Here is a 14,522-nt window from a genome sequence, read left to right on the forward strand (position 1 = left end):
GTGACAGTCCCGCCGCCGATCCCGCTCGCCGGGATCGTGCTGGTGGGAGGGCAGTCGCGGCGGATGGGTCGCGATAAGGCGACGCTGAGTGTTCCGGAAGCCCTGGGCGGTCGGACGCTGGTCGAGCACCTGGTCGACGTGGTCGGGCAGCGTTGCACCCCGGTGTTGGTGATGGCCGCCCGCGGACAAACCCTGCCCGAGCTGCCCGCGCAGCTGCTGCGCGACGAGGTCGCGGGCCTGGGCCCGCTGCCGGCGGTGGGACGCGGCCTGCAGACCGCGGCGGCCGGCGGCGCCGAGTACGCCTTCGTCTGTGCGGTCGACATGCCGTTGTTGACCGCCGAGCTGATCGACACCCTGGCCGACGCGGCCGCCCGGGTGGATGCCGACGTGGTGTTGCCGTGGGACGGCCGCGACCACTACCTGGCCGCGGTGTACCGGACCCGGCTGGCCCCGGGCATCACGGCCCTGGTGGCCGCCGGCGAACGCCGGATGGGCGCGTTGGTCAACACCGTCGACGCGCAACGCATCGTGGTGCCCCAGGCCCCGACGCTGGCCAACGTCAACTCGCCCGCCGATCTGCAAGCCCTGCTGCCCCGGTAAAAGCACTCCGGCAAATTGCGGCGCCGAAATTAAATAATTGCGTGCGTGGGCCTGCGTAATAGCGGCGTTATATTTCTCGGCAAAATATGGTGCGGATCGCTGGCGGTCGCGGGTCCGGGTGTTATCCGGCGCCGACGGGCCCGGTGTATTGCGTTGGGGCAGCGGGAGATTGGACCTCTTCGGCGCGACGGACACCAGCGTCGGACCGGGCGCCAGGTAGCCGAAATAGCGGTGTCAACGGCGCCGCGATGCGCCCGTGATGCGGCCCGAATTGCGGTGGTTACGCGGCCGGGGTGGCCCGTGGGGCGGCCCGGAAAGGGGTGGGTGCGCGCGCCGTTGTCGCCCGGCTTTTTGCCGCCCGCGGCCGGCGCTACGAATTTGCCCCCGCTATGAAAGGTCTTGTGGCCCTAGTTTTCCCTGGTATCGCCGTTCGCTGGTCCAGCCCGCCGGGGACCGGGCGCACCGCGGTTGGCGACGTGCCGGTCGAGCCGGTGCGGGGCCGCGCCGGCGCGCTGCCGGCGGCTGGACGGGCAAAACCAGTGTTCCAGCTCACAAAAATGGCGTGATTTGGCTCACGGAAATGGCGATACCGAGCGCTCCCGACCTGGCCAGAAAAGCGTCATGTGACCTGGGTAAATGGTTATCCGATGTCGCCGTGATCGTCTCGTTATCGAACTGAGATATCGCTCGTGTCGAAGATGACGAATGGCAATTTGGTCTCGTACCGTCCATGTCGACCCCGCGAGGGGCAAACCCAAAATCGAATCCACGGACCCGCGTGAGTGGGGCTGCAGACGGCGCTAGCCAGCCCGCAGCCGTCGGGCAGCAGCCCGTAGGGACCCATGCCCCCCGCTGTCGTGCCGGAACGAGACGGCACGTCCGAAGCATCACCTCGCCTGCATAGGCACCGGCCCAGCGCTGGGCCTGCTTCGGCGCGCGCACCGCGAAAGGAACGAGTTTGAACCACGTCCGCAAGACGCTCGTCATTGCCGCGATCACCGGGGCACTGGCCACCGCGCCGGCGGCTTCCGCCGATGACATCGACATCACTGTGCCGGGCGACTCGGTGAACACCGAGAACGTGGCGTTTGAGGCACCGGCCGCCGACGAGCTGCCGCCGGCCCCCGAGGACCTGCCGCCGGCGCCGGAGGACATCCCCCCGGCCCCCGAGGACCTGCCGCCGGCCCCCGAGGACGTTCCCCCGGCTCCCGAGGACGTGCCGCCGGCACCCGAGGACGTGCCGCCGGCTCCCGAGGAGGCGCCGGCCCCGGCTCCGAAGCGGGCGTACAGCGTGAACTGGGACGCCATCGCGCAGTGCGAGTCCGGTGGTAACTGGGGCATCGCCACCGGCAACGGCTACTACGGCGGCCTGCAGTTCACCCCCAGCACCTGGCGGGCCAACGGCGGCTCCGGCTCGGCGTCGGGCGCCAGCCGGGAGGAGCAGATCCGGGTCGCCGAGAACGTGCTGCGCACCCAGGGCATCGGCGCCTGGCCGGTCTGCGGCCGTCGCGGCTGACCCAGAAGGCAACAAAAGAGGTGCCGGGCTTAGGCCCGGCACCTCTTTTGCATGTGTTAGTCAGAAAGGCGTGACCACCGCCTTCCACGACCTCGACGACTACCTGGCGCTGCCCCGGGTGTCCGGCCTGGCCGTCTCGGCCGACGGCACCCGGCTGGTCACCACGGTCGCCGAACTCAACGACACCAGCACCGAGTACATCGCCGCGATCTGGGAAGTCGACCCGCACGGCGTGCAACCGGCCCGCCGGCTGACCCGCGGTGCGCACGGCGAGTCGTCGCCGGCGTTCACCGACGACGGCGACCTGCTGTTCGTCTCGGCCCGCGGTTCTGGTGCCGAGGACACCGACAAGCCGCCCGCCGCGCTGTGGCGGCTACCCGCCGGCGGCGGTGAGGCCAGCGAGGTGCTGGCCATGCCGGGCGGCATCGCCACGGTTCGCACCGCGGCCGCCGCCGACGCCGCGGTGGTCGGCGCCCCGCTGCTGCCCTCGGCGCGCGACCTCGACGACGACCGGCGGCTGCGCGCGCTGCGCAAGGACGCCAAGGTGTCGGCGATCCTGCACCGCGGCTACCCGGTGCGGTTCTGGGATGCCGACCTCGGCCCGGACCACCCCCACCTGCTCGCCGTCGACGGGCCGCGGGACCTCACCCCGCAACCCGGTGCCGCGCTGCGCGAGGCCGGGTTCGACGTCAGCGCCGACGGCCGATTCCTGGTGACCACCTGGCGGGTGGCCGGCCCGGGCCCGACCGAACGCTCGGTGCTGGTGCGGGTGGACCTGCACTCCGGGGAGCGCACGGTGATCGCCGACGACCCGGCGGCCGACCTCGAACACCCCGCCATCGCCCCGGACGGGTCCGCGGTGGCCTACACCCGGGAAACCATCGCCACCCCCGAGCGGGCGCCCCGCACCACCCTGGGATACCTGCGGTTCGGTGAGCGGCCGGTGACGTTGGCCGAGGGCTGGGACCGGTGGCCGGCGTCGGTGACCTGGTCACGTGACGGCGCGGCGGTAATCGTCACCGCCGACCAGGCCGGCCGCGCCCCGGTGTTCGCCGTCGAGGTCGCCACCTCCGCGGTCACCCAACTCACCGGCGACGATTTCGCCTACACCGACGTCGTCGCCGCCCCGGACGGGGTGCTGTACGCCCTGCGCAGCTCGTATGCGGCGCCGCCGCACCCGGTGCGCATCGACCCCGATGGACGGGTCACGGTGCTGCCCTGCGTGACGGCACCCGAGCTGCCCGGCACCGTGACCGAGGTGTCGGCGACCGCGACCGACGGCACCGACGTGCGGTCCTGGCTGGTGTTGCCCGACGGCACCGACCCGGCACCGTTGCTGCTGTGGATCCACGGCGGACCGCTGGGCAGCTGGAACAGTTGGTCGTGGCGGTGGAATCCGTGGCTGCTGGCCGCCCACGGCTACGCGGTGCTGCTGCCCGACCCGGCGCTGTCCACCGGCTACGGCCAGGACTTCATCCAGCGCGGTTGGGGGGCGTGGGGCGGCCCACCGTTCGCCGACCTGATGGCCGCCACCGACGCGGCCTGCGCCCACCCCCGCATCGACGCCACCCGGACCGCCGCGATGGGCGGCTCGTTCGGCGGCTACATGGCCAACTGGGTGGCTGGCCACACCGACCGGTTCGCCGCGATCGTCACCCACGCCAGCCTGTGGGCGCTGGACCAGTTCGGCCCGACCACCGACCTGGCCTACTACTGGCGCCGGGAGATGACACCGCAGATGGCCGCCGAGCACTCCCCGCACCGGTTCGTCGCCGCGATCACCACCCCGATGCTGGTCATCCACGGCGACAACGACTACCGGGTGCCCATCGGTGAGGCGCTGCGGCTGTGGTACGAGCTGCTGGCCGCCTCGGGGCTGCCGGCCGGTGACGACGGGTCCAGCCCGCACCGGTTCTTGTACTTCCCGTCGGAGCACCACTGGGTGCTGGCCCCGCAGCACGCCAAGATCTGGTACCAGACGGTGGTCGGGTTTTTGGCCGAACACGTGCTCAGGGACACCGCCGAGCGGCCCGAGCTGCTCGGGTAGCGTCGGGGGCGTGACGCAGAACACCCGCGACTTCGACATCGTGTTGTACGGGGCCACCGGCTTCGTCGGGAAGCTGACCGCCGAGTATTTGGCCCGGGCCGGCGGCAGGGCCCGCATCGCGCTGGCCGGGCGGTCCACCGACCGGCTGCGCGCGATCCGCGACACGCTGGGGGAGTCCGCGCAGGACTGGCCGCTGCTGGTCGCCGACACCGCCGCCCCGTCCACCCTGGATGCGATGGCCGCCCAAACCCAGGTCGTCGTCACCACCGTCGGGCCCTACACCCGCTACGGGCTGCCGCTGGTCGCCGCGTGCGCGGCGGCCGGCACCGATTACGCCGACCTGACCGGGGAGGCGATGTTCGTCCGCAACAGCATCGACCTGCACCACAAGCAGGCCGTCGACACCGGCGCCCGGATTGTGCACGCCTGCGGATTCGACTCCATCCCCTCGGATCTGAGCGTGTACGCGCTGTACCGGGCCGCGCGCGACGACGACGCCGGCGACCTGCTGGACACTAACTTCGTGCTGCGCAGCTTCTCCGGCGGGGTCTCCGGCGGCACCGTCGCCTCGATGATGGAGGTGATGCACACCGCGTCCAGCGACCCGGAAGCGCGCGCGCTGCTGGCCGACCCGTACACGCTCAGCGGTGACCGCGGGGCCGAACCCGAGCTGGGTCCGCAACCGGACCTGCCGTGGCGGCGGGGTCGCGACATCGCCCCCGAGCTGGCCGGGGCATGGACGGCCGGATTTGTGATGGCGCCGTACAACACGCGAATTGTGCGGCGCAGCAACGCTTTACAGGATTGGGCGTACGGCCGGCGGTTCCGTTACTCCGAGCACATGAGCGTCGGCTCCTCGCCGGTGGCGCCGGCGGCGTCGGCGCTGGTCACCGGGGCCGGCAACGCGGCTTTCGGGTTGGGCAGCAGGTTTTTCCGGCTGTTGCCGCCCCGGCTGGTGCAGCGGCTGGCCCCCCAACCGGGCACCGGCCCCAGCGAGAAGCGCCGCGAACAGGGCTATTACCGCGCCGAGACGTACACCACCACGACCACCGGCGCCCGCTACATGGCGCGCATGGCGCAACAAGGCGACCCCGGCTACAAGGCCACCTCGGTGCTGCTGGGCGAGTGCGGGCTGGCGCTGGCGCTGGACCGCGACCAGCTGCCCGACCGGCACGGGGTGCTGACCCCGGCCGCGGCCATCGGCGATGCGCTGCTGGCCCGGTTCCCCGCGGCGGGGGTCACGCTGCAGACCGACCGACTGTCGTGAGCGGCCCGGCAGGAAACCCTGTCGGTCACCGCGATCTCGATTAGTGTCATCACTAAGTGCGCAATATCCCGGTAAACCAGTAGAAAAGGTGAATACTCCGATGGCCGGACTTGATGATCTCTTCGCCGCGATTCCCACCCAGGACATCGCCAACAAGCTCGGCGCCGACCAAGGCGAGGTCGATAGCGCCATCCGCACCCTGGTGCCGGTCCTGGTCGGTGGCCTGCAGGAGAACGCGCAGGACCCCGACCACGCCTCGCAGATCGAGTCCGCGGCCAGCAGCCACGCCGCCCGCGGCCTGCTCGACACCGGTGCCACGGTAGACCAGGTCGACGAAAGCGACGGCCAGAAGGCGATCGCCAAGATCTTCGGCGGCAACGACACCAACCAGGTCGCCGCGGCGCTGGCCGGCGGCGGCGCCGGCAACAGCGATCTGCTCAAGCAGCTGCTGCCCATTCTGGCCCCGATCGTGCTGGCCTACATCGGCAAGCAGATGGGCCAAAAGAGTGCGCCCGAGCCCGCGCAGCAGTCGTCCGGCGGGGTGCTCGGCGACGTGCTGGGCAGCATCCTGGGCGGGGCCACTGGCGGCAGCAAGTCGTCGGGCAGCATCCTGGGCAACATCTTGGGTGGTAAAGCCGGCGGCGCGATCGGCGACATCCTCGGCGGCCTGCTCGGCGGCAAAAAGTAGCCGGTTAAGCCGGCCCGGCCCGCGCCGAGATTGCGGTGCGGGCTGCGGTCGGGCCGTCGCGCACAGCCCTGCCGGCAATCTCGTCGGCCGGCGGGCCGGCCGTCGGGCGGGGGTGGGCGAACACCCTGCGGCGTCGGCTCGGCGGGGGTTCTTAGAATTGACCGGTGACCGCGACCCCGAACCCCGCCCCCGACGCCCTACCCAAGTCGTGGGATCCCGGCGCGGTCGAGGACACCATCTACCAGCGCTGGGTGGACGCCGGCTACTTCACCGCCGACCCGACCAGCGGTAAACCCGGGTATTCGATTGTGCTGCCGCCACCGAACGTGACCGGCAGCCTGCACATGGGACATGCGCTGGATCACACCCTGATGGACGCGCTGACCCGGCGCAAGCGGATGCAGGGCTACGAAGTGCTGTGGCTACCGGGCATGGACCACGCCGGCATCGCCACCCAAAGCGTGGTGGAACGCCAGCTCGCGGCGGACGGCAAGACCAAAGAAGACTTCGGCCGTGAGCTGTTCATCGACAAGGTGTGGGACTGGAAACGCGACTCCGGCGGCACCATCGGCGCCCAGATGCGCCGGCTCGGCGACGGGGTGGACTGGAGCCGCGACCGGTTCACCATGGACGACGGGCTGTCCCGCGCGGTGCGCACCATCTTCAAACGGCTCTACGACGCCGGACTGATCTATCAGGCCGAGCGGCTGGTCAACTGGTCGCCGGTGCTGGAAACCGCCATCTCCGACCTCGAAGTCAAATACGAAGACATCGAAGGCGAATTGGTGTCGTTCCGGTACGGCTCGCTCGACGATGCGGGCCCGCACATCGTGGTGGCCACCACCCGCGTCGAGACCATGCTGGGTGACACCGCCATCGCCGTGCACCCCGACGACGACCGCTACCGCCACCTGGTTGGCAGCACGCTGCCGCACCCGTTCGTGGACCGGGACCTGCGCATCGTGGCCGACGAGCACGTCGACCCCGAATTCGGCACCGGCGCAGTCAAAGTCACGCCCGCCCACGACCCCAACGACTTCGAGATCGGGCTGCGGCACAACCTGCCGATGCCCTCGATCCTGGACACCAAGGCCCGCATCGTCGACACCGGAACCGAATTCGACGGCATGGACCGCTTCGAGGCCCGGGTGGCGGTGCGCGAGAAGCTCGCCGCGCAGGGCCGGGTGGTGGCCGAGAAGCGGCCCTATCTGCACAGCGTCGGGCATTCCGAACGCAGCGGCGAGGTCATCGAGCCGCGGCTGTCGATGCAGTGGTGGGTCAACGTCTCCAAACTGGCCAGGGCCGCCGGCGACGCGGTGCGCAACGGGGACACCGTGATTCACCCCAAAAGCCTGGAGCCGCGCTGGTTCGCCTGGGTCGACGACATGCACGACTGGTGCATCTCCCGGCAGCTGTGGTGGGGGCACCGCATCCCGATCTGGCACGGCCCCGACGGCGAGAAGGTGTGTGTGGGGCCCGACGACACCCCGCCGGAGGGCTTCGAGCAGGACCCCGACGTGCTGGACACCTGGTTCTCCTCGGCGCTGTGGCCGTTTTCCACCATGGGGTGGCCCCAGCGCACCCCGGAGCTGGAAAAGTTTTATCCGACCAGCGTTTTGGTCACCGGGTACGACATCCTGTTCTTCTGGGTGGCCCGGATGATGATGTTCGGCACCTTCGTCGGCGACGACGACGCCATCACCCTGGGCGGCACCCGCGGCCCGCAGGTGCCGTTCACCAACGTGTTCCTGCACGGGCTGATCCGCGACGAGTTCGGCCGCAAGATGAGCAAGTCGCGGGGCAACGGCATCGACCCGCTGGACTGGGTGGAGTTGTTCGGCGCCGACGCGCTGCGGTTCACCCTGGCCCGGGGCGCCAGCCCGGGCAGCGACTTGAGCATCGGCGAAGACCATGCCCGCGCCTCCCGCAACTTCGTGACCAAGCTGTTCAACGCCACCCGGTTCGCGTTGCTCAACGGCGCGGCGCTGGCGCCGGTGCCGGCGGTGGCCGACCTCACCGATGCCGACCGGTGGATCCTGGGACGGCTGGAACAGGTTCGCGCCGAAGTGGATTCGGCGTTCGACAGCTACGAGTTCAGCCGGGCCTGCGAGGCGCTGTACCACTTCACCTGGGACGAGTTCTGCGACTGGTATGTGGAGCTGGCCAAGGCGCAGCTGGCCGACGGGCATCAGCACACCACGGCGGTGCTGGCCGCCGTGCTCGACACCCTGCTGCGGCTGCTGCACCCGGTGATCCCGTTCGTCACCGAAACCCTGTGGCAGGCCGTCACCGGACACGAGTCGGTGGTCGTCGCCGACTGGCCGGCGCCGTCCGGGATCACGCTGGATCCGGTTGCCGCGCAACGCATCACCGATATGCAAAAACTGGTGACCGAGGTGCGTCGGTTCCGCAGCGACCAGGGCCTGCGGGACCGGCAGAAGGTGCCGGCCCGGCTGGCCGGAGTCGCCGAGGCCGACCTGGCCACCCAGGTGGCCGCGGTCAGCTCGCAGGCCTGGCTCACCGAGGCGGGACCCGATTTCGCGCCGTCGGCCTCGGTGGAGGTGCGGCTTTCCGGCGGCACCGTCGTCGTCGAACTCGACACGTCGGGCACCGTCGACGTCGCCGCCGAACGCCGCCGGCTGGAGAAGGACCTGGCCGCCGCCAACAAGGAGCTGACCACCACCTCGGCCAAGCTCGGCAACGACGCGTTCGTGTCCAAGGCGCCCGCCGACGTCGTCGACAAGATCCGCGGCCGCCAGCAACTGGCCCGCGACGAAGTGCAGCGGATCACGGCGCGGCTCGCGGATCTGGCATGACCGAACCCACCCCGGACGAGATCGCCGCGCTGCTGCAGGTCGAACACCTGCTGGACCAGCGCTGGGGCGAAACCAAGATCGAGCCGAGCCTGACCCGGATCAACGCGCTGTTGGACCTGCTCGGCTCGCCGCAGCGGGCCTACCCGTCGATCCACATCGCCGGCACCAACGGCAAAACGTCGGTGGCGCGGATGGTGGACGCGCTGCTGACCGCGCTGCACCGGCGCACCGGACGCACCACCAGCCCGCACCTGCAATCCGCGGTGGAACGCATCTCCATTGACGGCCAGCCGATTACGCCGGCCCGATATGTGGCCACCTACACCGAGATCGAGCCGTTCGTGCAGATGGTCGATGCGCAGTCGCAGGCCGACGGCGGCCCGGCGATGAGCAAATTCGAGGTGCTCACCGGGATGGCCTTCGCCGCGTTCGCCGACGCCCCGGTCGAGGTCGCGGTCATCGAGGTCGGGCTGGGCGGGCGCTGGGACGCCACCAACGTGGTCCAGGCGCCGGTGGCGGTGATCACCCCGATCGGCATCGACCACGTCGAATACCTCGGCCCCGACATCACCGGGATCGCCGCGGAGAAGGCCGGGATCATCGCCAAATCCGAGGGCGAGGTGGACACCGTCGCGGTCATCGGGCAGCAGGTGCCGGAGGTGATGGAGGTGCTGTTGACCCATGCGGTGCGCGCCGACGCCGCCGTGGCGCGGGAGAACTCCGAGTTCGCGGTGCTGGACCGCAGCGTCGCCGTCGGCGGGCAGCTGCTGACCCTGCAGGGGCTCGGCGGGGTGTACTCCGAGCTGTTCCTGCCGCTGCACGGGGAACATCAGGCGCACAACGCGGCGCTGGCGCTGGCGGCGGTGGAGGCCTTCTTCGGCGCCGGGGCCGAGCGTCAACTGGACGTCGACGCCGTGCGGGCCGGGTTCGCCGCGGTGACCAGCCCGGGCCGGCTGGAACGGATGCGCAGCGCGCCGACGGTGTTCATCGACGCCGCGCACAATCCGGCCGGGGCGGCCGCGTTGGCGCAGGCCCTGGCCGCCGAATTCGACTTCCGCTACCTGGTGGGGGTCCTCAGCGTGCTGGCCGACAAGGACGTCGACGGCATCCTCGCTGCGCTGGAACCGGCCTTCGACCAGGTTGTCGTCACCCACAACGGCTCGCCGCGGGCGCTGGACGTCCAAGAGTTGGCGTTGGCCGCCCAGCAGCGGTTCGGCCCGGACCGGGTGCAGACCGCCGACACCTTGCCCGACGCCATCGAGGTGGCCACCGCGCTGGTGGAAGACGCCGGTGCGGAGGGGGGTGCGTCCGGGACCGGGATCGTCATCACCGGCTCGGTGGTCACCGCCGGCGCCGCGCGCACCCTGTTCGGTCGGGATCCGCAATGACGCAACCCGCGCCGGTGGACCCGTGGCGCAGTTTCCGCGGGGTGATGGCCGGCACCTTGATCCTGGAGGCGATCGTGGTGCTGCTGGCGCTGCCGGTGGTCGGCGCGGTCGGCGGCGGGTTGAGCGCGGCGTCGGCGGCGTACCTGATCGGGCTGGCGGTGGTGTTGCTGGCGTTGGCCGGCGTGCAGGGCCGGCCGTGGGCGATCTGGGTGAACCTGGCCGTGCAACTGGTGCTGATCGCCGGTTTCCTCATCTATCCGGGCGTGGGCGTCGTCGGGGTGCTGTTTGCCGGGGTGTGGGCGTTGATCGCCTACTTCCGCGCCGAGGTGCTGCGCCGGCAGCGCCGTGGCCTGTTACCAGGGCAGCAGCCGCCGGGGGACTGACGCGCCAGGTACGCTGTCCGCCGTTGCCGCCAGCGACGATGCAGTGGGGGCACCCCGGTGAGGGGACGAAACGACGTAGAGGAGCGGCGCGTGGCTACCGAGCGGACCCTGGTGTTGATCAAGCCCGACGGCGTGCAGCGGCGCCTGGTGGGGGAGATCCTCAAACGCATCGAAGACAAGGGCCTGTCGATCGCGGCGCTGGAGCTGCGGGACGTCGGCGACGAGCTGGCCCGCCAGCACTACGCCGAACACGAGGGCAAGGCGTTCTTCGGCTCGCTGCTGGAGTTCATCACCTCCGGATCGGTGGTGGCCGCGGTGGTGGAAGGACCGCACGCCATCGCGGCGTTTCGGCAGATCGCGGGCGGCACCAACCCGGTCGAGCAGGCCACGCCCGGCACCATCCGTGGCGACTTCGGCCTGGAAACCCAGTTCAACCTGGTCCACGGCTCCGATTCACCGGAGTCCGCACAGCGCGAGATCGCGTTGTGGTTCCCCGGGCGGTAAACGCGCCGACCAGACGCAAAAGCCCCCTTTTCCTGCCGCGATAGGGGGCTTTTGGGTCTGCTCGCGGTCAGCGGCCGGCCCCGGGATGTCGCACTTGGTCCGGATCGGCCGGCCGGTGTGGGATACTGGCCGAGGGTGAACGTCACCGGACCGGTGGCGAACATCCGAATGAAGACTCAGACGAGCGCGACCACCGCCGACCGCGGTGCGGCGCCGACCGTCCAGCCGTCATTCAGCCAGGCACCGAGTGAGTTCCACCGAGCCGCTCGGGGCGAGACCACCACAAGCCCGGGGAGCAGTTTTTCCGGGTACATAGCGGAAGCCCTCGCGTGGCCGCGTCACCACGACGCGCCCGGGGGCTCGAGGAGACTTACGTGGCCGACGATGCCCTATTTGACGAAGTATCAGCACAGCCCGCACCGCAGGAGGACCTGCCCGAGCGGCTGAGGGTCCACTCCCTGGCGCGGGTGCTGGGCACCACCAGCCGGCGGGTGCTCGACGCGCTCGCCGAACTCGATGGGCGGGTGCGCAGCGCGCACTCCAGCGTCGACCGGGTCGACGCGGTCCGGGTCCGCGACCTGTTGGGCGCCGCGGAGCCCGCCCCGCTGCCCGCGGTCGAGCCCGCGCCGATCGACGTGGCCGAGCCCGAGGCGGCCCCCGCCGAGGTGGCCGAGCCCGCCCCGGCCGAGCCGGAGTCCCGGCTGATGCTGGAGACCACCGCGGTGCACGCCGCCTACATGCCGCTGTTCGTCGCCCCGCAACCGGTGCCGGCCGACGCCGAGGACACCGAGGACGACGACGAGGCGGAGGAGGGCGCCGAGGAGGGCGAGGACTCCGACGAGCGGCCGGCCAACAAGCGGCGCCGGCGCGGGCGCCGTGGCCGTGGCCGCGGCCGCGGCGACCAGGGCGGATCGGAGGAGTCCGGCGACGTCGACGCGACCGACGCCGACAGTTCCGACGAGGACACCGAGGACAAGGACGACGGCGACGAGGACGAAGCCGGCACCGCCGAGGCCGGCAGCCGGCGGCGGCGCCGTCGGCGGCGCCGCAAATCGGGCTCCGGGGGCGACGACGACACCCCGTCCTCCGACGATCCGCCGAACACCGTCGTGCACGAGCGCACCCCGCGCAAAGCCGACAAGGACTCCGACAACAACGAGATCCAGGGCATCAACGGCTCGACCCGGCTGGAGGCCAAACGGCAGCGCCGCCGCGACGGCCGCGACGCCGGCCGGCGCCGCCCGCCCATCCTGAGCGAGGCCGAGTTCTTGGCGCGGCGCGAGGCCGTCGAGCGGGTGATGGTGGTGCGCGACAAGGTCCGCACCGAGCCCCCGCACCAGGGCGCGCGCTACACCCAGATCGCGGTGCTCGAGGACGGCGTCGTCGTCGAGCACTTCGTGACGTCGGCGGCGTCGACGTCGCTGGTCGGCAACATCTACCTGGGCATCGTGCAAAACGTGCTGCCGTCGATGGAGGCCGCGTTCGTCGACATCGGCCGCGGCCGCAACGGGGTGTTGTACGCCGGCGAGGTCAACTGGGAGGCCGCCGGGCTGGGCGGGGCCAACCGCAAGATCGAGCAGGCCCTCAAACCCGGCGACTACGTCGTCGTGCAGGTCAGCAAGGACCCGGTCGGGCACAAGGGCGCCCGGTTGACCACCCAGGTGTCGCTGGCCGGGCGCTACCTGGTCTATGTGCCGGGCGCGTCGTCGACCGGGATCAGCCGCAAGCTGCCCGACACCGAACGCCAGCGGCTCAAGGAGATCCTGCGCGAGGTGGTGCCGTCCGACGCCGGGGTGATCATCCGCACCGCGTCCGAGGGCGTCAAAGAGGAGGACATCCGCGCCGACGTCACCCGGCTGCAGGAGCGCTGGAGCCAGATCGACGCCACCGCCGCCGAGACCAAACAGAAGGCCGCCGGCGCCGCCGTCGCGCTCTACGAGGAACCCGACGTGCTGGTCAAGGTCATCCGCGACTTGTTCAACGAGGACTTCTCCGAGCTGATCGTCGCCGGGGCCGACGCGTGGACGACGATCACCGACTACGTGGAGGCGGTGGCCCCGGAGCTGGTGTCCAAACTGACCAAGTACGAACCGCCGGCCGGTCCGGACGGCCAGCCCGGGCCGGACGTGTTCGCGGTGCACCGCATCGACGAACAGCTGGCCAAGGCGATGGACCGCAAGGTGTGGCTGCCCTCGGGCGGCACCCTGGTGATCGACCGGACCGAGGCGATGACCGTCGTCGACGTCAACACCGGCAAGTTCACCGGCTCCGGCGGCAACCTGGAGCAGACCGTCACCAAGAACAACCTGGAGGCCGCCGAGGAGATCGTGCGCCAGCTGCGGCTGCGCGACATCGGCGGCATCGTGGTCATCGACTTCATCGACATGGTGCTGGAATCCAACCGCGATCTGGTGCTGCGCCGGCTGACCGAGGCGCTGGCCCGCGACCGCACCCGCCACCAGGTGTCGGAGGTGACCTCGCTGGGGCTGGTGCAGCTGACCCGGAAACGGTTGGGCACCGGGCTGGTCGAGGCGTTCTCCACGTCCTGCCCGCACTGCGCGGGCCGCGGCATCATGCTGCACACCGACCCCGTCGACTCCACCACGCCGGGCCGCAAATCCGAGTCCGGCGGCGGTCGGCGCGGCAAGCGGACCAAGAAGAGCAAGGCCGAGGAGCCGACGGTGGCCAAGGTGCCGCCGCACGTCCCCGGCGAGCACCCGATGTTCAAAGCCATGGCGGCCGCCAACGGCAAGCACGACGACGAGGAGTCCGCGGAGTCCGGTGAACCGCGTCCCGCGGACGAAACGCCGACGGCCGAGGCCGCCGAGGAGCGCGTCGACGAGCAGACCGAGAAGCAGGTCGCCCGCGAGGTCGCCGAGGAGGACCTGGTCGACACCGACGAGGACGCGTTCGACGAGGACACCGACGAGGACGAGGACACCGACGAAGACTCCGACGACGAGGACGAGGTCGACCTCGATGACGAGGACGATGAGGACTTCGACGAGGATCTCGACGTCATCGACGACTCCGAGGACTCCGAGGAAGAGGACGCCGAGGTGGGCGTCGCCGTGTCGGCGCCCGCGCGCCCGCGTCGGCGCCGCGCGGCGGCCCGCCCCGCCGGCCCGCCGATTCACGAGGACTAGCGGCGGTTTACCGGGGGCGGTTTGACCCCTTACCCGCTGGTCAAGTACCCTTGAGCAGTTGTCGCCAGGACCGGCTATCGCTGGCCGGCGACGGCGGGATACCCAACGAACCCGCACCCCCGACCCGTGCGCGCAGCCGACCGGTAGCGCGCGCCCGCAGAGCAGAG

Annotated in this window: 10 protein-coding genes; all 10 read left to right on the top strand. The window is 70.9% G+C overall.

Annotated elements, in window-relative coordinates; translation table 11 throughout:
* The 10 genes from mobA to ACAG26_RS11770 all read left to right on the top strand — a co-directional run bounded on the left by mobA (position 1) and on the right by ACAG26_RS11770 (position 14,355).
* Entirely contained in the window at positions 1-600 is a 600-nt protein-coding gene (mobA, locus tag ACAG26_RS11725) for a molybdenum cofactor guanylyltransferase (protein ID WP_370482344.1), read from the top strand.
* A 958-nt stretch (positions 601-1,558) separates the two neighbouring features.
* The gene (locus tag ACAG26_RS11730) at positions 1,559-2,116 is read left to right on the top strand and encodes a transglycosylase family protein (protein WP_370482345.1); all 558 of its coding nucleotides are present in this window, start codon (positions 1,559-1,561) and stop codon (positions 2,114-2,116) included.
* Between the two features lie 70 nt (positions 2,117-2,186).
* Positions 2,187-4,163, top strand: a complete 1,977-nt coding sequence (locus ACAG26_RS11735; RefSeq protein ID WP_370482347.1) for an alpha/beta fold hydrolase — start codon at positions 2,187-2,189, stop codon at positions 4,161-4,163.
* Between the two features lie 10 nt (positions 4,164-4,173).
* On the top strand, positions 4,174-5,430 hold the full coding sequence (locus ACAG26_RS11740) for a trans-acting enoyl reductase family protein (RefSeq protein ID WP_370482348.1): 1,257 nt from the start codon (positions 4,174-4,176) through the stop codon (positions 5,428-5,430).
* A gap of 100 nt (positions 5,431-5,530) precedes the next feature.
* Positions 5,531-6,118, top strand: a complete 588-nt coding sequence (locus ACAG26_RS11745; RefSeq protein ID WP_370482349.1) for a DUF937 domain-containing protein — start codon at positions 5,531-5,533, stop codon at positions 6,116-6,118.
* Between the two features lie 164 nt (positions 6,119-6,282).
* Positions 6,283-8,934, top strand: a complete 2,652-nt coding sequence (locus ACAG26_RS11750) for a valine--tRNA ligase (RefSeq protein WP_370482351.1) — start codon at positions 6,283-6,285, stop codon at positions 8,932-8,934.
* Positions 8,931-10,322: a folylpolyglutamate synthase/dihydrofolate synthase family protein gene (locus ACAG26_RS11755; RefSeq protein WP_370482352.1), complete on the top strand. Its 1,392-nt coding sequence runs from the start codon at positions 8,931-8,933 to the stop codon at positions 10,320-10,322. The genes ACAG26_RS11750 and ACAG26_RS11755 overlap by 4 nt, the downstream gene beginning before the upstream one ends.
* Positions 10,319-10,705 carry a DUF4233 domain-containing protein gene (locus tag ACAG26_RS11760; protein ID WP_370482353.1) on the top strand — a complete coding sequence of 129 codons (387 nt, stop codon included), beginning with the start codon at positions 10,319-10,321 and terminating at the stop codon, positions 10,703-10,705. The genes ACAG26_RS11755 and ACAG26_RS11760 overlap by 4 nt, the downstream gene beginning before the upstream one ends.
* A gap of 90 nt (positions 10,706-10,795) precedes the next feature.
* Positions 10,796-11,209, top strand: a complete 414-nt coding sequence (gene ndk / locus ACAG26_RS11765) for a nucleoside-diphosphate kinase (protein ID WP_370482355.1) — start codon at positions 10,796-10,798, stop codon at positions 11,207-11,209.
* Positions 11,210-11,583: 374 nt separating this feature from the next.
* A complete protein-coding gene (locus ACAG26_RS11770; RefSeq protein ID WP_370482357.1) occupies positions 11,584-14,355 on the top strand; it encodes an Rne/Rng family ribonuclease in 2,772 nt (923 codons plus the stop codon).
* Positions 14,356-14,522 lie beyond the last annotated feature (167 nt).

The organism is Mycobacterium sp. pUA109 (assembly GCF_041287095.1).
Classification (GTDB): Bacteria; Actinomycetota; Actinomycetes; order Mycobacteriales; family Mycobacteriaceae; genus Mycobacterium.

What these genes read in the sequence shown, in the direction of transcription:
- ACAG26_RS11755 (WP_370482352.1), top strand. Translation starts at nt 8,931, where the DNA reads ATGACCGAACCCACCCCGGACGAGATCGCCGCGCTGCTGCAGGTCGAA.
- ACAG26_RS11745 (WP_370482349.1), top strand. Translation starts at nt 5,531, where the DNA reads ATGGCCGGACTTGATGATCTCTTCGCCGCGATTCCCACCCAGGACATC.
- ACAG26_RS11760 (WP_370482353.1), top strand. Translation starts at nt 10,319, where the DNA reads ATGACGCAACCCGCGCCGGTGGACCCGTGGCGCAGTTTCCGCGGGGTG.